General features: G+C 71.5%; 16 protein-coding genes. 4 read left to right on the forward strand and 12 right to left on the reverse strand.

Features of this window, described 5'->3' with window-relative positions; translation table 11 throughout:
* Positions 1-38 precede the first annotated feature (38 nt).
* The gene (locus G5C60_RS25425; RefSeq protein WP_165263227.1) at positions 39-1,610 is read right to left on the reverse strand and encodes a protein kinase domain-containing protein; all 1,572 of its coding nucleotides are present in this window, start codon (positions 1,608-1,610) and stop codon (positions 39-41) included.
* Positions 1,611-1,944: 334 nt separating this feature from the next.
* On the opposite strand from G5C60_RS25425, the gene G5C60_RS25430 reads away from it, so the two are divergent.
* Positions 1,945-3,594: a protein kinase domain-containing protein gene (locus tag G5C60_RS25430; RefSeq protein WP_165263228.1), complete on the forward strand. Its 1,650-nt coding sequence runs from the start codon at positions 1,945-1,947 to the stop codon at positions 3,592-3,594.
* Between the two features lie 83 nt (positions 3,595-3,677).
* On the opposite strand, the gene G5C60_RS25435 is transcribed toward G5C60_RS25430, so the two are convergent.
* Positions 3,678-4,217 carry a bacterial proteasome activator family protein gene (locus tag G5C60_RS25435; RefSeq protein ID WP_165263229.1) on the reverse strand — a complete coding sequence of 180 codons (540 nt, stop codon included), beginning with the start codon at positions 4,215-4,217 and terminating at the stop codon, positions 3,678-3,680.
* A 167-nt stretch (positions 4,218-4,384) separates the two neighbouring features.
* On the opposite strand from G5C60_RS25435, the gene G5C60_RS25440 reads away from it, so the two are divergent.
* On the forward strand, positions 4,385-4,957 hold the full coding sequence (locus G5C60_RS25440) for a hypothetical protein (protein ID WP_241267055.1): 573 nt from the start codon (positions 4,385-4,387) through the stop codon (positions 4,955-4,957).
* Positions 4,958-5,036: 79 nt separating this feature from the next.
* On the opposite strand, the gene G5C60_RS25445 is transcribed toward G5C60_RS25440, so the two are convergent.
* Genes G5C60_RS25445 through pdhA form a run of 7 tightly spaced genes read right to left on the reverse strand, consistent with a single transcriptional unit; the run spans position 5,037 to position 13,158 of the window.
* Positions 5,037-6,017, reverse strand: coding sequence for an NAD(P)H-quinone oxidoreductase (locus G5C60_RS25445; RefSeq protein ID WP_165263230.1), 981 nt, complete (start codon positions 6,015-6,017; stop codon positions 5,037-5,039).
* 54 nt (positions 6,018-6,071) lie between these two features.
* Positions 6,072-7,178: a potassium channel family protein gene (locus tag G5C60_RS25450; RefSeq protein WP_338145919.1), complete on the reverse strand. Its 1,107-nt coding sequence runs from the start codon at positions 7,176-7,178 to the stop codon at positions 6,072-6,074.
* Between the two features lie 36 nt (positions 7,179-7,214).
* Positions 7,215-8,498 (reverse strand): molybdopterin molybdotransferase MoeA, encoded by a 1,284-nt coding sequence (locus G5C60_RS25455; protein WP_165263232.1) that lies wholly within the window; start codon positions 8,496-8,498, stop codon positions 7,215-7,217.
* Positions 8,495-9,448: an NTP transferase domain-containing protein gene (locus tag G5C60_RS25460; RefSeq protein WP_338145920.1), complete on the reverse strand. Its 954-nt coding sequence runs from the start codon at positions 9,446-9,448 to the stop codon at positions 8,495-8,497. The genes G5C60_RS25455 and G5C60_RS25460 overlap by 4 nt, the downstream gene beginning before the upstream one ends.
* Positions 9,449-9,473: 25 nt before the next feature.
* Positions 9,474-11,006, reverse strand: a complete 1,533-nt coding sequence (locus tag G5C60_RS25465; RefSeq protein ID WP_165263234.1) for a dihydrolipoamide acetyltransferase family protein — start codon at positions 11,004-11,006, stop codon at positions 9,474-9,476.
* Positions 11,006-12,010, reverse strand: a complete 1,005-nt coding sequence (locus G5C60_RS25470; RefSeq protein ID WP_165263235.1) for an alpha-ketoacid dehydrogenase subunit beta — start codon at positions 12,008-12,010, stop codon at positions 11,006-11,008. Before G5C60_RS25470 ends, G5C60_RS25465 begins: the two co-directional genes overlap by 1 nt.
* The gene (pdhA, locus tag G5C60_RS25475; protein ID WP_165263236.1) at positions 12,007-13,158 is read right to left on the reverse strand and encodes a pyruvate dehydrogenase (acetyl-transferring) E1 component subunit alpha; all 1,152 of its coding nucleotides are present in this window, start codon (positions 13,156-13,158) and stop codon (positions 12,007-12,009) included. The genes G5C60_RS25470 and pdhA overlap by 4 nt, the downstream gene beginning before the upstream one ends.
* A gap of 188 nt (positions 13,159-13,346) precedes the next feature.
* Between pdhA and G5C60_RS25480 the strand changes: the two genes are divergently transcribed.
* The gene (locus G5C60_RS25480) at positions 13,347-13,832 is read left to right on the forward strand and encodes an Lrp/AsnC family transcriptional regulator (protein WP_165263241.1); all 486 of its coding nucleotides are present in this window, start codon (positions 13,347-13,349) and stop codon (positions 13,830-13,832) included.
* Between the two features lie 25 nt (positions 13,833-13,857).
* Here G5C60_RS25480 and G5C60_RS25485 read toward each other — a convergent pair whose 3' ends face one another.
* Both G5C60_RS25485 and G5C60_RS25490 read right to left on the reverse strand, forming a co-directional pair.
* Complete coding sequence (locus G5C60_RS25485; RefSeq protein ID WP_165263237.1) at positions 13,858-14,448, reverse strand: TetR/AcrR family transcriptional regulator; 591 nt, start codon at positions 14,446-14,448, stop codon at positions 13,858-13,860.
* Positions 14,445-15,959 carry a 3-hydroxyacyl-CoA dehydrogenase gene (locus G5C60_RS25490; RefSeq protein ID WP_165263238.1) on the reverse strand — a complete coding sequence of 505 codons (1,515 nt, stop codon included), beginning with the start codon at positions 15,957-15,959 and terminating at the stop codon, positions 14,445-14,447. The genes G5C60_RS25485 and G5C60_RS25490 overlap by 4 nt, the downstream gene beginning before the upstream one ends.
* Before the next feature lie 148 nt (positions 15,960-16,107).
* Between G5C60_RS25490 and paaN the strand changes: the two genes are divergently transcribed.
* Positions 16,108-17,802, forward strand: a complete 1,695-nt coding sequence (paaN, locus tag G5C60_RS25495) for a phenylacetic acid degradation protein PaaN (protein ID WP_165263239.1) — start codon at positions 16,108-16,110, stop codon at positions 17,800-17,802.
* Positions 17,803-17,819: 17 nt separating this feature from the next.
* Here paaN and G5C60_RS25500 read toward each other — a convergent pair.
* On the reverse strand, positions 17,820-18,309 hold a 490-nt coding region (locus tag G5C60_RS25500), incomplete at its 5' end, for a TrmH family RNA methyltransferase (RefSeq protein WP_165263240.1).

The following is an 18,309-nucleotide window of genomic DNA, read 5'->3' on the forward strand; positions in this document are numbered from 1 at the left end:
TTTCGGGTCGCACGCGCGCGTGTGAGGGTGTTTCGGCGTCAGTTCTCGCCGCCGCCTGCGCCGTTCGACTCCGTCGGCACCACGTCGCTCGACTCCACGCCGCTCGGCTCCGAATTGCTCGGCTCCGGGTCCGTAGGCTGCGACTGCGAGGCCGTCGGCTTGTCCGTCGGCTCGTCCGACGGCTTGGACGGCTGCCCGCTCGGCTCATTGGTGAGGCTCGGCGACGGCGTGTACGACGGCGTGTAGTCCGGGTTCTCACCCGTCCCGGCGTCGTCGCTCTGCGTGGCCTCGTCCGTCGGCTCGTCCGTGGCGCTCTCGCTCGGCGTCGTGTCCTTGTCGGTCTGCGAGGTCGTCGGCGTCTCCTTGGTGCCGCCGCCCCCGCCGCCGCCGCCGTCACCGCCCTGCAGGGCCAGCGCGACGCCCGCCGCGATGGCGATCACCGCGAATACGGCGAGGATCCACAGCTTGCCGCGGCCACTGCCCCGGTTGCCGTTGCCGTCGAAGCCTCCGTCGTCCCCGCCTCCGCCGCGGCTCGGCGGCAGGATCGGCGACGGGATCTGCGAGGTGCCGGAGTCGCTGGGGTGCGGCATCACGTTCGTGCCCGCCATGCCCATCGCCGGCGTGTGCCCGCCCTCGTGCATGTCCACGGGGCCGGTGTTCCAGGTGCCGGTGTGGCCGCCCTGGTCGTACAGCATCTGCAGCGCGTACTGGACGAGCCCGCGCATCTCCTCCGCGGTCTGGAACCGGTCGTCCGGCTCCTTCGCGAGCGAGCGCATGACCAGGCCGTCCAGCTCCGGCGGCGCCACGTCCGAGGCCTCGGACGGGGGGACCGGGATGTCCTGAACGTGCTGGTAGACCACCGACAACGGGGTCTCACCCGTGAACGGCGGCCGCAGCGCGAGGAGTTCGTACAGCAGACAGCCCGTCGCGTACAGGTCGCTGCGGTGGTCGACCGCCTTTCCGAGCGCCTGCTCGGGCGAGAGGTACTGGGGCGTGCCCATGACCATGCCGGTCTGGGTCATCGTCGACTGCGCGCCGTGCAGGGCGCGCGCGATGCCGAAGTCCATCACCTTCACCGCACCGGTGTTGGTGATGATCACGTTCGCGGGCTTGATGTCGCGGTGCACGATGCCGTGCTGGTGCGAGTACGCGAGCGCCTCCAGCACACCGGAGACGATGATCAGCGCCTGCTCGGGCCCGGGGGCCTCGGCGTTGAGCAGCAGATCGCGGATGGTGCGGCCCTCGACGAGCTCCATGACGATGTACGGCACGGTGTTGCCGCCGATCACGTCCTCGCCGGAGTCGTAGACCGCCACCACCGCGTGGTGGTTGAGGCCCGCGACCGACTGGGCCTCGCGCGTGAAGCGGGCCTTGGAGACGGGGTCCTCGGCCAGGTCGGAGCGGAGCAGCTTGACCGCGACCGTACGTCCCAGACGTACGTCTTCGGCCGCGAACACCTCGGCCATGCCGCCCCGGCCGAGTCTGCTGGTCAGCCGATACCGGCCGTCCCCGACCAGCCCGCCGTTGCCCCACAATTCCGGCGCATCTGACATACCGCCGCCAGTCGCCTCGGGGTCGGACGGGCCCTGAGCGCGCTGCTGCTGTGCCATCAGTCCTCGCCGTCGTTTCAGCCCGCGTCCGCGCGGTGGTTGTTACGGTCTCCGTCGGGCCACGCTACAGCCTCCACGTGAGGTGCCGGTCCGAGATGGACGGGCCATGAAACCCGTAGCAGGTCTCCGGGTGCAAATTCTGTGTACCGGCCGCACGTCACCTGTAACGCTTCCGCGACTCTTCTTTCGCGTACGGTCACGGATCGGGCACCGAGCTTGACGTGTCAGTGCCCTCCGGCAGACTTGGCCGGGAATAGGTCAAAGGATCACCGACCGCGGGAGCACGCCAGCAGCTTTCGCCCGCGACGGCGCATGCTGATGGGGGACGCAGAACATGAGCCAGGACGGCGCACAGGGCCGGTACGCGGGGCGTGCGGTCGCCGGCGGCCGCTATCAACTCCGCGATCTGCTCGGCGAGGGCGGCATGGCCTCGGTGCATCTCGCGTACGACTCGGTGCTGGACCGGCAAGTCGCGATCAAGACATTGCACACCGAGCTGGGGCGGGAGCAGGCCTTCCGCGAGCGCTTCCGCCGCGAGGCCCAGGCAGTGGCCAAACTCACGCACACGAACATCGTCTCGGTCTTCGACACCGGCGAGGACGACCTTGACGGTGCGACCACTCCGTACATCGTCATGGAGTACATCGAGGGCAAGCCGCTCGGCTCGGTCCTCGACGCGGACATCGCACAGTACGGCGCGATGCCGGCCGACAAGGCTCTGAAGATCACCGCGGACGTGCTGGCGGCGCTGGAGATCAGCCACGAGATGGGCCTGGTCCACCGGGACATCAAGCCGGGCAACGTGATGATGACGAAGCGGAACGTCGTCAAGGTGATGGACTTCGGCATCGCCCGCGCCATGCAGTCCGGCGTCACGTCCATGACCCAGACCGGCATGGTGGTCGGTACGCCGCAGTACCTCTCCCCGGAGCAGGCGCTCGGCCGTGGCGTGGACGCGCGCTCCGACCTGTACTCCGTCGGCATCATGCTCTTCCAACTGATCACCGGACGGCTGCCGTTCGACGCGGACTCGCCTCTGGCGATCGCGTATGCGCACGTCCAGGAGGAGCCCGTCGCGCCCTCCTCGATCAACCGCTCGCTGCCGCCGGCCATGGACTCCCTGGTCGCCCGCGCGCTGAAGAAGAACCCGAACGAGCGCTTCCCGAGTGCCGAGTCGATGCGCGACGAGTGCCACCGCGTGGCCCAGTCGCTCCACACGGCCGCGCCGAGCATCGTCCCGGGCGTGCAGACGTCGAGCGGCGCCGGGGTCGGCTCCGCGGTGTTCCCGCCGATCGGCCAGTCGGCCCCGGCCCCGGGTCCGGCGGGCAACGTACAGACGCCGTACACGCCCGGTCCGTACGGCCCGCCGACCCCCTCGCCCGCGCCGCAGTCCCCGGCGTACGGCTATCCGCAGCAGGGCGGCTACCAGACGCCGCCGCAGACCGCCGCGTACTCCCCGCAGCAGGGCCTGTCGACCCCGCCGCCGTACGCGATCTCCCCGCAGCACTCGACGCCTGCCTCCGGCGGCGGTGGCCGCAAGAGCAACCTGCCGGTGATCATCGGTGCGAGCCTCGTCGCGCTCGCCGCCGTCGTCGGCCTGATCCTGGCGCTGAACCTCGGTGGCGGCGGCGAAGAGGAGGGCGGGGGCGGCGGCGAGGTCGACGCGTCGGCCTCGGTGACGAAGGAGGCCGGGTACAAGGGTCCGGACCCCTCGAAGACGATCGAGGCGACGGAGTGCACCGAGCCGGAGGAGTCGTACAACGACCCCGAGAAGATCAAGATGCCCGACTTCACCTACAAGAACATCGACTCGGTGAAGAAGTGCCTGCAGCAGGCGGGCTGGCAGTTCGAAGAGAAGCCCGTCGAGGAGAACACCTACGGCGACGGCACGATCATGAACCAGTTCCCGGCGGCCGACACGGACGTCGACCCGAAGGAAATGCCCAAGATCCAGCTCGGGGTCTCGTCCGGCAACCCCGCCTGATCCTCATCCTCCGGACGCGCGATACGCGATACGCGAAGGGGCCCGGCATCCGTGCCGGGCCCCTTTCGTCTGCGCGCTGTGCCCTACAGGTACGGCCCGCCCGAGCGGCCGCCCGGGTGGTGTTCGTCGTCGCCTTCGCCGCCGACGCCCGGCGGCAGGGCGCGGCGCATCTGCTCCAGCTGGGCCCGGGCCGCCATCTGCTGGGCGAACAGGGTCGTCTGGATCCCGTGGAAGAGGCCCTCCAGCCAGCCCACCAACTGGGCCTGCGCGATGCGCAGCTCGGCGTCGGAGGGGACCGCCTGTTCCGTGAACGGCAGGGACAGCCGCTCCAGTTCCTCGACGAGATCGGGAGCGAGACCGTCCTCCAGCTCCTTCACCGAGCTGGCGTGGATCTCCTTGAGGCGGACCCGGCTCGCCTCGTCCAGAGGTGCCGCGCGCACCTCCTCCAACAACTGCTTGATCATGCTTCCGATCCGCATGACCTTGGCGGGCTGCTCCACCATCTCCGTCACCGGGACTTCGCGGGAGTCGTCGTCTCCTCCGCCGCCGAGAGCCATCCCGTCCTGGCCCACGACCAGGATCTGGGGATTCTCCGGCGACCTTTCGTTCCTCGGCATCTCCATGCCGCCATTCTCTCGCACCCGTACACCTCACCACCTTGGTGCCCCCTCAAGTAAGTGATCCACCGTGTACGGAGTCGGTGTTCGCGTCGGGCGGACGGCAGGGGTTCGCTTCAGGCAGGCGGTTGTTGGGCCTGTGGGCGCCAAGAGTGTCACCGAACGTGACCGAGATGCCGGAATGCGTGGCCCGTGTGACGCTGGTGGGGTCGATCTTGCCGCCCGAGCTTCGGGAGGGGGTCATCGACGTGACTCCGTGGCTTCGCACGCTGAGTTCAGCCGGCCTGCTGCTCGTCCTGGCGGCAGCCCCCGCCCATGCCTCGTACACCTCGCCCACCGCTTCGTACGCCCCGTCCGTCGCCCCGTCCACCCCTTCTGCCTCGTCATACGCCGTCGAGCCCGTCCCCGCCGAGTCGCGCGTCGGCAACCGCGTCGGCAACCGCGCCGGCAGCCGCGCGGGTGAGGGGCGGGAGAGGCCGGGGCGGGAGGCGGCGCCGGAGGACGACGCCGCCGCGGCACGCCCGGAGGTCGACCCCGGCGTCCCGGAGGTGCCAGAGGTGCCGGATGTCCCGGTCAGCCCGGAGACCACCAGCGGCTCCGACATGGATCCCGAGCCGTCACCGCACGCCGCGCCGCCGGCCCCCACGGAACCCGTGCTGCGCATCCTTCCCCTGGGCAGCGGCCTGGTCCTCATGGGGCTCGGCCTGGGACTCGCGTTCCTGGCCCTGCGCGTACGGCGCGGCTGAGACGCCGTACGTGAGCGTCGCTGTGGGCGGTGCCGAGTGGGCCTTGCGGGAGCCTGCCGTGGGACTTGGGACTTGGGACTTACGGGAGGGTCAGCAGCACTTTCCCGATGTTCTCGCTCTCCTCCAGCACACGGTGCGCCTCGGCCGCCTCGCTCATCGGCAGCTCACGGTCGACGACCGGGCGTACATGACCGCCGGCGATCAGCGGCCAGACGTGCTCGCGTACGGCCGCGACGATCGCCGCCTTCTCGGCGACGGGGCGGCCACGCAGCGAGGTCGCGGTGACGGCGGCCCGCTTGTTGAGGAGCGTGGCGATGTTCAGCTCGCCCTTGACGCCCCCCTGCATGCCGATGATCGCGAGGCGGCCGTTGGTCGCGAGGGCCTTGATGTTCCGGTCCAGGTACTTGGCGCCCATGATGTCGAGGATGACGTCCGCGCCCGCGCCGTCCGTGGCGGTCTTGATCTCCTCGACGAAGTCCTGCTCGCGGTAGTCGATGAGGACGTCCGCGCCGAGCTGCGCGCAGTACGCCAGCTTCTCCTTGCTGCCCGCCGTGACGGCGACCTTCGCGCCGACCGCCTTCGCCAGCTGGATCGCCATGGTGCCGATGCCGCTCGCGCCGCCGTGCACAAGGAGGGTCTCGCCGGGGCGGAGATGGGCGATCATGAAGACGTTGGACCAGACGGTGCAGGTCACCTCGGGCAGCGCGGCAGCCTGGCGGAGCTCAATGCCTGTGGGCACGGGCAGCAGTTGTCCCGCCGGTACGGCGACCTTCTCGGCGTACCCGCCGCCCGCGAGCAGCGCGCACACCTCGTCGCCGACGGCCCACCCCGAGACACCGGGGCCGAGCGCGGCGATCCGTCCGGAGCATTCGAGTCCCGGGTACGGGGATGTGCCGGGCGGCGGGTCGTAGAACCCCTGCCGCTGGAGCAGATCGGCGCGGTTGACCGCCCCGGCCACCACCTCGACCAGCACTTCGCCCTCTGCGGGCTCCGGATCCGGGACCTCGTCCCACACCAGTGCCTCGGGTCCACCAGGTTCAGGAATCGTGATCGCACGCATGCGGCGAGGCTACTCCCGGGGGTTCGCCAGGCCGATGGCTGGTCCTGCCGGTGACTAGTCCTTGGGCAGCCGCCGGGTGTCGGGTGCGATCTGCGTATGCGGCGTGGCCCGCACGATGGTGATCAGGCGGTCCGTCAACTGGAGCTTTCCGACGGCCGGTTCGTCGTATCCGAGCACCCGGTGCCCTCGTACGACGCTCACCACCAGGTCGTCCACCTCCCGAGGCCCGAGCCCCACTTCGGCCTTGACGACCGGGCGTTCGACGATGTCGAGGCCGCTGCCCTGCTGGATGAGGTCCTCGAGGACCATGCCCGCGCTGGGGCTGAGCACGGAGAGCCCGAGCAGCCGTCCGGCCGCGCTCGCGCTGGTGATGACGACGTCGGCGCCGGACTGGCGCAGCAGCGGCGCGTTCTCCTCCTCGCGGACCGCGGCCACGATCTTCGCCCCGCGATTGAGTTGCCGGGCCGTCAGCGCGACGAGCACGGCGGTGTCGTCGCGCTGGGTCGCGATGATGATCTGCCGTGCCTTCTGCAGCTCGGCCCGCAGGAGTACGTCGCTGCGCGTGGCGTCGCCGACCACGCCCGCGTACCCGTCCGCCGTCGCCGCGTCGATCACCTTCGAGCTGGGGTCGACGACCACGACCTGTTCCTTCTTCAGCCCGGTCGCGCACACGGTCTGGATCGCCGAGCGGCCTTTCGTGCCGAACCCGATGACAACGGTGTGCTCCCTCAAGGCGGTCCTCCAGCGGTTCAGTCGCCACTCCTCCCGGGTGCGTTCGGTGAGGACCTCGAGAGTGGTGCCGACCAGGATGATCAGGAAAAGCACGCGCAGTGGCGTGATCACGAAGATATTGGTGAACCGGGCGGCGTCGCTGACCGGGGTGATGTCGCCGTACCCGGTGGTGGAGAGGGTGACGGTCGCGTAGTAGAAGGCGTCGAGCAGGTCGACCGAGCCGTCGGAGTTGTCGTTGTAGCCGTCGCGGTCGAGGTAGACGATGAAGGCGGTGCCGACGAGCAGCAGCAGCGCCATCGCGACCCGTTTGGTGACCTGCCGTATCGGGCGCTCCACCGTTCTGCGGGGAAGTGCCACCCGGTGGGTCACAAGACGTTCGTCTGCCTGGCGGGCGATGGCGTCATGGCCCGGAAGTTTCACGTGAAACACTCCCCGATCCGGTTCATGTGAGAGACCCCAACCCGGTCATGTGAGGCATGCCCCGATCCCGGCCGTCGTCCACGGCAGGTCGAGGATCTCCAGTTCCTGGCCGGAGCGTCCGCCGCCGGGCGGGACGACCGCGAGCGCGTCGGCGACAGCGATGCCGCGCAGCATGGCCGGGCCGTTGTAGTGCAGCGGCACGGCCCGGTCCTCGCGCAGCACGACGGGGATCAGCCGGGTGTCGTACGGATGCCCGTGCACCGCGTCCTTGAGGGGCAGCGTGTACGGCTCGGGGGCCGCGCGTCCCGCGAGCGTGCGCAGCAAGGGCTCGGCGAGCGTGAGCAGGCCGGAGACGGCGGCGAGGGGGTTGCCGGGCAGGCCCACGAGGTGCTGGTCCTTCTTGATGCGGGCCAGCAGCATGGGGTGGCCGGGGCGCGCCATGACGCCGTTGACCAGGAGCTGGGCTCCGATGCGGCGCAGGGTGGGGTGCACGTGGTCGACCGGGCCCGCGGCGGTGCCGCCGGTGGTGACGATGAGGTCGGCGTCGGAGTTCTGCAGAGCCTTGTGCAGGGCCTCGGCGTCGTCGCCGAGCCTGCGCACCGCGATGACGTTCGCACCGAATCCGTGGAGCCAGGGCGGCAGCATGGGGCCGAGCGCGTCCCGGATCAGGCCTTCGTGGGGCAGTCCCTCGGTGAGCAACTCGTCGCCCAGGACGAGGACTTCGGCGCGCGGGCGGGGAACGGCGGAGACGGTGTCGTATCCGGCGGCGGCGGCGAGTCCGAGCACGGCCGGGGTGACCAGCGTCCCGGGCGGCAGGAGGGTGTCGCCGGAGTGGCACTCCTGGCCGCGCGGGCGGATGTCCTGCCCGTGCACGACCTCCCGGGTCGCGTGCAGTCGCCCCTTGTCGTCGGTGCTTCCGTGCTCGCTGCGCAGGACGGCGGTGGCGTCCTGCGGGATGCGCGCGCCGGTCGCGATCCGGACCGCCTCGCCGTCGGTGAGCGGCTCCGGCTCGGCATGTCCCGCGAGCACCCCGTCCGCCCGGACGACCCACGGTCCCGGACCGGCGACCGCCCAGCCGTCCATCGCGGACGTGTCGAACGACGGGAGGTCGGTGAGGGCGGTGAGGGGGGCGGCGAGGACGAGGCCCAGCGCGGCGTCGAGGCGGACGGCGCCGAGGGCGGCCAGGGGGCGGGGAGCTCGCTCGGCGATGGCGCGGGCTTCTGGCCAGGGGGTGGCATCGCTGTGCCCCTGGGCAGCGCTGTCCTTGACCAAGGCGAGGGCCTCCTCGACGTCGAGGTCGACGTCCTCGTAGTGCCCGCGGGCGGTCATCCGGCTTCCGGGCGGGCGTCGGGCTCCGTGGCCCCGCCGCCGGACGAGGTCGCGGAGTCCGTGGCTGCCGTGCCCGGCCGGGCCGCGGTGGTGTCCTCCTCGGCCCAGCGCAGCGCTAGTGCCGTCGCCTTGCGGGCGGCCTCGGCCACCGCCTCGGGGCCCCCCTTGGCTTGAGCAGCCGCGTATCCGACGAGGAACGTCGTCAGCGGCGCCGCGGGCCGGGCCACACCGTGCGCGGCGTCGCGAGCGAGGTCGAGCAGGACGCCGGTGTCGACGTCGAGGTCGATGCCCAGCTCGTCCTTGACTGCGGAAATCCATTCATCCAACACGTGCCCATGCTCCCTGATACGTGCCCGGGCGGCAGCGATGTCGTCCCAGGTGTCGCAGTCGAAGGACGCGACGGGGTCGGCGATACGGGTGAGGTCGAGCGCACCGGTGAGCCGCCGCAGCGGCAGCCCGGCCAGAGAGCCGTGCTCGGCGCCGAGCGCCGCCAGCTCGCGACGCAGCGCCGAACTCCGGTACGCGGCCACGAGCGGCTGGTCGCGGCCGCCGGGGTCGGTGAGCAGCACGCCTTCGGTTTCGGTCGACCGAAGGGCCGTCAGCAGTCGCCGTACCGTCCCCTCGTCGAGGAACGGCAGATCGGCGGAGAGCACCACGACGTACTCCGCGGTGGTCCCTCGCAGCCCCGCGTCGAGCGCGGCCAGTGGGCCCGCGCCGGGCGGATCCTCGCGCGCCCACCGCACGGGGCGGGTGGTGGTCCTGCGGTCGGCCACGACCACGGTGGTGGCGGCACCGGAGCAGGCGGCCAGGACCCGGTCGAGCAGGGGGCGGCCGCCCACGCGCAGTCCGGGTTTGTCCGCCCCGCCCAGCCGCCGGGCGGCACCTCCGGCGAGCACGACGGCGTCGTGGACGTCGGCGTCGGGGTCGCCGGGGGGCTGGTACGCGGTCACTCTCCGAGTATGCGTGCCGCAGCGATCACAGGGAACGCAGGAGCACCGCCGGCTGTTCCACGCAGTCCGCCACATACCGCAGGAATCCGCCCGCCGTGCCGCCGTCGCACACCCGGTGGTCGAAAGTGAGCGAGAGCTGGACGACCTGCCGTACCGCCAGCTCGCCCTCGTGCACCCAGGGCTTGGGGACGATCCGGCCGACGCCGAGCATGGCCGTCTCGGGGTGGTTGATGATCGGCGTGGAGCCGTCGACGCCGAACACGCCGTAGTTGTTCAACGTGAAGGTCCCGCCGGTGAGTTCCCCGGGCGTGAGCGTTCCGGTCCGCGCCGCCTCGGTGAGCCGCGCGAACTCCGCGCTCAGCGACTCCGCGTCCCGCGTGTGCGCGTCCTTCACCACCGGCACGACGAGCCCCCGCTCGGTCTGTGCCGCGAACCCGAGGTGCACCTCGTCGAGCTGTACGACCTCCCGGGCGTCCATGTCGACCGTCGAGTTGAGCTCGGGGTGGCGGGCGAGCGCGGCGGTGCAGATACGGGCGAGCAGCGCGAGCAGGGAGATCTTCGGTCCCCCGGCCGCGTTCATCGCCACGCGCGCGTGCATGAGTTCCGTCGCGTCGGCGTCCACCCAGCAGGTCGCGTCGGGGATCTCGCGACGGCTGCGGGCCAGCTTGTCGGCGACGGCACCGCGTACGCCCCGCAGGGGGATGCGAGTGCCCGCGGCCGCGGGAACGCTCGGCGCGGACGCGGGTGCCTCGTGAACGGGCGCGGCAGGCACGCGCGCGTGAGGGGCGGCCGAGGACTCGGGCGCCCCTGGCACGTACGGCGCGGTATCAGTCTTCGGCGCCCGGCCGCGTGCGCCGGCGGCCCGCGCCGCGTACTCCACGTCCGCCCGCAGAATGAGTCCGTCGGGTCCGGATCCCGCCAACTCCCGCAGATCCAGGCCGTATTCCCGCGCCAGCCGGCGTACGAGCGGGGAGATCACGGGCACGGGGCCGTCGATGCGGCTTCCGTCCTCGGCACCTGGCCGGCTCTCGGCGGATGCGACGTCCTGCGCGAGGCGGCGGGCGGCAGTGTCGTGCGCCGCCGTTCCCACGGCAACGCCGCCCTCGTCGCGGTCGGCGGCCGATGTGTCCGCACCGCGACCGGCGGACGCGGCGTCCGCGCCGGCGGATCCCTCCGTGGGCTCACCCTGCGGTTGCCGCCCAGCAGCCGCGGGGCCTGCCGGCCGCACCCTGCCGCGCCGGGCGGGCGGCGTTCCCGTGCCGTAGCCCACCAGTACGTTGCCGGACCCTTCGTCCTCACCGCCGGCGGCGGACGCGCCCACCGCCACCGTCAACAGGGGTGCCCCGACGGGCAGTTCCGTCCCCTCCTCGCCGAAGCGGGCCGTGACCACGCCGCCGTACGGGCACGGCACGTCGACCAGTGCCTTGGCCGTCTCGACCTCGACGACCGGCTGGTCGACGGCGACGACGTCGCCGACCTCGACGAGCCAGCGGACGATCTCGGCCTCGGTCAGCCCTTCGCCGAGGTCGGGCAGCCTGAATTCGAGGACTTGGGGCATCAGTTCTCCGCCTCCCATTGCAGACGCGCCACCGCGTCCAGGATGCGGTCGACGCCGGGCAGATGGTGCCGCTCCAGCATCGGCGGCGGGTACGGGATGTCGAACCCCGCCACCCGCAGCACCGGCGCCTCCAGGTAGTGGAAGCACCGCTCGGTGACCCGCGCGGCGATCTCACCGCCCGGTCCGCCGAAGCTCCCGGACTCGTGCACCACGACGGCCCGCCCCGTGCGCCGCACGGACGCGGAGACCGTCTCGTCGTCGAACGGCACCAGGGAGCGCAGATCGACGACTTCGACATTCCAGCCCTCCGCCCGCGCCGCCTCGGCGGCCTCCAGACAGACGGGCAGGGACGGCCCGTACGTGATCAGCGTGGCGCTCCGGCCCGAGCGCCGCACCACCGCGCGGCCTATCGGTTCAACGGCCGGCGGCTCTTCGGGGTTCCAGGAATCCTTCGACCAGTACAGGCGCTTGGGTTCGAGGAAGACCACCGGGTCGTCGGAGGCGATGGCGGCGCGCAGCAGCCCGTACGCGTCGGCGACCGTCGCGGGCGTGACGACATGGAGCCCCGGAGTCGCCATGTAGTACGCCTCGGAGGAGTCGCTGTGGTGCTCGACGCCACCGATCCCTCCCCCGTAGGGGACACGGATCGTGATCGGCAGCGGCATCGCCCCGCGCGTGCGGTTGCGCATCCGCGACACATGCGAGATCAGCTGCTCGAAGGCCGGGTACGCGAAGGCGTCGAACTGCATCTCCACGACCGGCCGCAGCCCGTACATCGCCATGCCGACGGCGGTCCCCAGGATGCCTGCCTCGGCGAGCGGCGTGTCCGTACAGCGGTCCTCGCCGAACTCCTTGGCGAGCCCGTCGGTGACCCGGAAGACACCGCCGAGGGTGCCGACGTCCTCACCCATGACGTGGACGGTCGGGTCGTCCGCCATCGCGTCGCGCAGCGCACGCCCGATGGCCTGCGCCATGGTGGCCGGCTTCACCGCGACCGTGGTCATCGCGACGCTCCCTCCGACTCGTGCTGCCGCTCCTCGGCGGCCAGTTCGGCCCGCAACTGCGCCTCCTGCTCCAGGAGCTGGGTCGTGGGCCGGTCGTAGACGTGCGCGAAGAGGTCCATGGGGTCGAGTGCCGGGTCCTGGTTCATGCGCTCGCGCAGGTCCGCGGCCATCGTCTCGGCGTCCTCCCGTGCGGCCTGTATGCCGTCCTCGTCGAGGAGCCCGCGCTCGGTCAGCTCCTGCTCCAGGAGGGCGATCGGGTCGTGCGCGCGCCAGGCCTCGACCTCGGCGTCGCCGCGGTAGCGCTTGTCGTCGTCGGCGTTCGTGTGCGCGTCGATGCGGTACGTCACCGCCTCCACGAGCGTCGGACCGCCTCCCGCGCGCGCGTGGGCCACGGCTTCGCTGAGGACCTTGTGCACCGCGGCCGCGTCGTTGCCGTCGACCAGGCGGCCCGGCATGCCGTAGCCGACCGCCTTGTGGGCGAGGGAGGGCGCGGCGGTCTGCTTGGCGAGCGGGACGGAGATCGCGAAGCCGTTGTTCTGGACGAGGAAGACGACCGGGGCCTGCCAGACGGCGGCGAAGTTCAGCGCCTCGTGGAAGTCGCCCTCGCTGGTGCCGCCGTCGCCGACCAGGGCGAGCGCGACCACATCGTCGCCCTGAAGGCGCGCGGCGTGCGCGAGACCCACGGCATGCGGGAGTTGGGTCGCGAGGGGGGTGCACAGGGGCGCGATGCGGCGCTCACGGGGGTCGTATCCGCTGTGCCAGTCGCCGCGCAGAAGGCCCAGGGCCTGGACGGGGTCGAGGCCGCGGGCGACGGCGGCGAGCGTGTCGCGGTAGCTGGGGAAGAGCCAGTCGCGCTCTTCAAGGACGAGCGCGGCGGCGACCTGGCAGGCCTCCTGGCCGGTGGAGGAGGGGTAGACCGCGAGGCGGCCCTGTTTGGTGAGGGCCGTGGCCTGCGCGTTGTAGCGACGGCCGCGCACCAGCTGCCCGTACAGGCGGCGCAGCAGCCCGGGGTCGGCCTCGGCCGCCGCTTCCGTGCCGAGGACGCGATACGGAGTCGCGTCGGGCAGCAGCGGCGCGGGGTCGGTGCGAGGCTGCCAGGCAGGCGGCGGGGTGGGCCGATAGGCGCCCCGCTGCTCCATGACCGTCATGACGGCACCTCCTCGTGGGAGTGGTTCGGCGGCACACCGGTTGTGATGCGCCTCACCTACCGATTGTTCGGTCGTCGGCACATTTTGGCTACAGGCACCTTCAGGCTGTGGACAAACGGTTCTCCACAGCCTGGGATGGACGCAGTACGTCCATGGTATGGAGGCGGGGGGACATGGCACCTGAACAAATGGCCGAGGAGCCGGAGGGCGGCCGCGCCGACGTGCCTCCGCGTCCACTGGACGCCATCGATCAGGACATCCTGCAGATGCTGCGCTCGGACGGCCGTGCCTCGATACGGTCCGTGGCCGAGCGGGTCCATGTGTCCCGGGCCAACGCGTACGCGCGCATCAACCGGCTCATCGAGGACGGCGTGATCCTCGGCTTCGGCGCCCGGATCAACCACGAGCGGGCCGGGCAGGGCGCCGCCGCGTACATCACCCTGAAGATCGTGCAGAACTCCTGGCGCACGGTGCGCGAACAGCTCCGCGCACTCCCCGAAGTGGCCCATATCGCCCTGGTCAGCGGGGACTTCGACGTGCTGCTCCTGGTGCACACGCCGGACAACAGGAATCTGCGCGAACTGGTGCTGACCCGGCTCCAGTCCATCCCGGAGGTGCTCAGCACCCGGACGCTGCTCGTTTTCGAGGAGGAGGACGTGGAGCCGGAGGGCTGACCTGCCGGGACGCGCGGCCCGGACGTCACCCCTCCTTGCGCAGCCCCTCGAAGACCAGCCGCACGACCGCGTCGGCGACTTCGCGTTCGCCCACGCCCCGGCCGTCGGGCCGGTACCACTCGACGAGCGAGTTGATCATCCCGAAGACCAGCCGGGTGGCGAGCCCGAACTCCACGTCCGCGCGTACGTCCCCGTCTGCGGCCGCCGCCTTCAGGAGCTCGGCCACCCGGTGGTCGAACTCCCGGCGCCGCTCCAGGGCCCAGCGCTCGGTGCCGGTGTTGCCGCGCACGCGCAGCAGGAGCGTCACGTACGGCAGTTCGGCGGTGAGCACCTCGACCATGCGGCGGGTGACGTACTCCAGGCGCTCCACGGCACGCCCCACGCGCGCGTGCTCCTCGTCGAGGATTCCGAAGAGCCCGTCCAGCGCCCGGCTGACGGCCCGGCGCAGCAGCTCCTCCTTGCCCGCGACGTGGTGGTATATCGACGACTTGGAGATGCCGGCCGCCTTGGAGAGGTGCTCCATGGACGTGCCGTCGTAGCCGCGCTCGTTGAAGACCTGCACGGCGACGGAGAGCAGCGTCTCCGGCGTGTACGTGTCGCGCTTGGCGGTGGTCATGGGGTGCCCTCCCGCTTCTCGGATGCGTACGCGTGGCGGTAGAGCGCGAGGGACGGTGCGTACCGTCCGGAGGGGTCGCGCAGATGCAGCTCCTCCAGGACGTCGTACGCCCAGCCCTTGCCGAGCTTGCGGCTCCATTCGAAGGGCCCCAGCGGGTAGTTGACGCCCAGGCGCATCGCCGTGTCGATGTCCTCCTCGGTGGCCACTCCCTTGGTGACCGCGTCGTGCGCCAGGTCGATGATGCGGGCCACGGTACGGGCCACGATCAGCCCGGGTACGTCCCCGATGACGCTGACGTCCTTGCCGAGCGCCTGGAAGAGCCCGATGGCCTCGGCGAGGGTGCCAGGCTGGGTGTCCTGTGAGGCGGACAGGGCGATCCGGGTCGCCTTCCGGTAGTCGAGCGCCAGGTCGAAGTAGACGACGTCACGGAACTCGACGGAGGTCTGGCCGTCCGCGAGGGCCAGCTGGCCGCCGCTGGGCAGCACCAGGCGGGTGCCGTGGTCCTCCTCGTCCTCGCGGACCTGGATGCCCGCCTCGCGGATCAGCGGGAGCAGTTCGGCCGCGGGGCCCAGGCCGCCCTCGGCGACGACGTACGCGGGCGGCTGGGCCTTTTCCGCGGTGTGCGGCTCGGGACGCTCGGCGTCGTCCCCGTACGCGTACCAGCCCCGTCCCGTCTTGCGGCCGTGCCGGCCCGACTCGACGAGCCGCCGCTGGGCGAGCGAGGGCGTGAAACGCACGTCCTGGAAGAAGGCCTCCCAGACGGAGCGGGTGACCGACTCGTTGACGTCCTGCCCGATGAGGTCGGTCAGCTCGAAGGCGCCCATCTTGAAGCCGCCCGATTCGCGCAGGACGGCGTCGATGGTGGCGGGATCGGCGGCCTGGGCCTCGTACACGGCGAATGCCTCGGCGTAGAAGGGCCGCGCGATGCGGTTGACGATGAAACCGGGGGTGTCCGCGCAGGCGACCGGCGTCTTCCCCCAGGCGCGTGCCGTCTCGTACGCGCGCGTGGCCGACGTGACGTCGCTCGCGAACCCGGAGACGACCTCCACGAGGGGCAGCAGCGGCGCGGGGTTGAAGAAGTGCAGCCCGACGAGGCGGCCGGGACTGCGCAGGGCGCCGCCGATGGCGGTCACCGACAGGGAGGAGGTGTTGGTGGCGAGCAGGCAGTCGTCCGTGACGATCTCCTCCAGCTCGCGCAGCAGCTGCTGCTTGACGTCGAGTCGTTCCAGGACGGCCTCGACGACGAGATGCGAGTCGGCCAGTTCGGCGAGGTTCTCGGCGGGACGCAGGCGGGCGCGCGCGGCGTCCCGCTCCGCGCCGGTCAGCCGGTCCTTCTCGACGAGCCGGTCGAGGCGGGCGCCGATGGCCTGGGCCGCGTCCCGGGCACGGCCGGGAACGGCGTCGTACAGCCGCACGGGGTGGCCCGCGACCAGTGCGACCTGGGCGATGCCCTGGCCCATGGTGCCCGTGCCGACGACGGCCACCGGGTCGGCGAGGTCGAGTGCTGTCATGCTCGCGATCCTCCCGCACGGGGTTTTCCACAGGTTCAGCGGACCCCCTTGTCCCGACCGATCGTTCGGTTACTCTAACCCTGACCGCCCATTTCTGCCCAGGTCGCGAGCTCAACGGAGAGCTCTTGAGACGAGGAGTTGGTCCCTGATGGCCGCCGCCGAACTCACCGCGCACCAGCTGATCGCTCAGCACCGTCCCACCCTCGACCAGGCGCTGGAAGCGATCCGCACGCGCGCGTACTGGTCCCCGCACCCCGAGCACCCCAAGGCGTACGGCGAGAACGGCAGCCTGGGCATGGCAGAGGGCAAGGCCGCCTTCGACGCCCTCCTGGGCACCCGCCTCGACCTGGGCCAGCCCGGCACCGACGACTGGGTGGGCGGCGAGGCCTCCCCGTACGGGATCGAGTTGGGCATCACGTACCCGCACGCGGACATCGACGTCCTGCTGCCCGCCATGCGCGCGGGGCAGCGCGCGTGGCGCGACGCGGGCGCGGAGACGCGCGCGGTGGTGTGTCTGGAGATCCTCAAGCGGATCAGCGCGCGCACGCACGAGTTCGCGCACGCGGTCATGCACACCAGCGGGCAGGCCTTCATGATGGCGTTCCAGGCGGGCGGCCCGCACGCCCAGGACCGCGCCCTGGAGGCGGTGGCCTACGCGTATGTGGAGCAGGTCCGCACCCCGGACACCGCGGAGTGGACCAAGCCCCAGGGCAAGCGCGAGCCGGTCGCGCTGAACAAGCAGTTCACGCCGGTGCCGCGCGGCATCGCGCTCCTTGTCGGCTGCAACACCTTCCCGACGTGGAACGGCTACCCGGGCCTGTTCGCCTCCCTGGCGACAGGCAACGCGGTCCTCGTGAAGCCCCACCCGCGCGCGGTGCTGCCGCTCGCCCTCACCGTCCAGGTCGCGCGCCAGGTCCTCGCCGAGGCGGGCTTCGACCCGAACCTGGTGGCGCTGGCCGCCGAGCGCCCCTCGGAAGGCATCGCCAAGACGCTGGCCATGCGCCCGGAGATCCGGATCATCGACTACACCGGCTCGACGGCGTTCGGCGACTGGCTGGAGAACAACGCCCGGCAGGCGCAGGTCTTCACGGAGAAGGCCGGCGTGAACACGGTGATCGTGGAGTCGACCGACGACTACAAGGGGATGCTGTCGAACCTGGCCTTCTCCTTGTCCCTCTACAGCGGCCAGATGTGCACGACCCCGCAGAACCTGCTGATCCCACGCGACGGCATCCGTACGGAGGAGGGACCCAAGTCGTACGACGAGGTGGTCGCCGATCTCGCGAAGTCGGTCGGCGGACTCCTCGGGGACGACGCGCGCGCGAACGCCCTGCTCGGCGCGATCGTGAACCCGGACGTGAAGGCCCGCCTGGAGGCCGCGTCCGGGCTCGGTGAAGTCGCCCTCGCCTCACGGGAGATCCACAACCCCGAGTTCCCGGACGCGGTCGTCCGTACGCCGGTGATCGTCAAACTGGACGGCGCCAAGCCGGACGCCGAGGCGGCCTACATGAGCGAGTGCTTCGGGCCGGTCTCCTTCGCGGTCGCGGTCGACTCGGCCGCGCACGCCGTGGAACTGCTGCGGCGGACGATCAGCGAGAAGGGCGCGATGACGGTTGGCGCGTACACGACCTCGGAAGAGGTCGATCAGTCCGTGCGGGAGGCCTGCCTGGAGGAGTGCGCCCAGCTCTCGCTGAACCTGACCGGCGGGGTGTACGTCAACCAGACGGCGGCCTTCTCGGACTTCCACGGCTCGGGCGGAAACCCGGCGGCGAACTCGGCGCTGTGCGACGGGGCGTTCGTGGCGAACCGCTTCCGGGTGGTGGAGGTCCGCAGGGAGGCGTGAGCCGTCTCTTCGAGGCGCTATGCCGGGCGGGCGTCAGGGCCGCCCGGCACGGCCCCGCTTCCGGCCCCATTTCCGGCTCCGCCCCCGGTCGCGCTCCAGTGGAACAGCGTCATGGCCACACTGGTCGCGAGGTTGTAGCTGGAGACCTGGGGCCGCATCGGCAGGGACACCAAGTGGTCGGTGCGGGCGCGCAGTTCGGCGGACAAGCCGCTGCGCTCGGAGCCGAAGGCGAGCACGGCGTCGTCCGGGAGCTTCAGGCCGCGGATGTCCTCGCCCTCCGGGTCGAGTGCGAACACCGGGCCCGGGGGCAGTTCGTCCACGGACAGCCGCTCCACGGCCGTCGCGAAGTGCAGTCCCGCTCCGCCGCGTACGACCGTGGGATGCCAGGGGTCGAGCGTGCCCGTCGTGACCACACCGGTTGCTCCGAAGCCGGCGGCGAGACGGATCACGGCTCCGGTGTTGCCCAGGTTGCGGGGGTTGTCGAGGACCACGACGGGGGCTGGGCGG

This window comes from Streptomyces scabichelini (assembly GCF_011045015.1).
Classification (GTDB): Bacteria; Actinomycetota; Actinomycetes; order Streptomycetales; family Streptomycetaceae; genus Streptomyces; species Streptomyces scabichelini.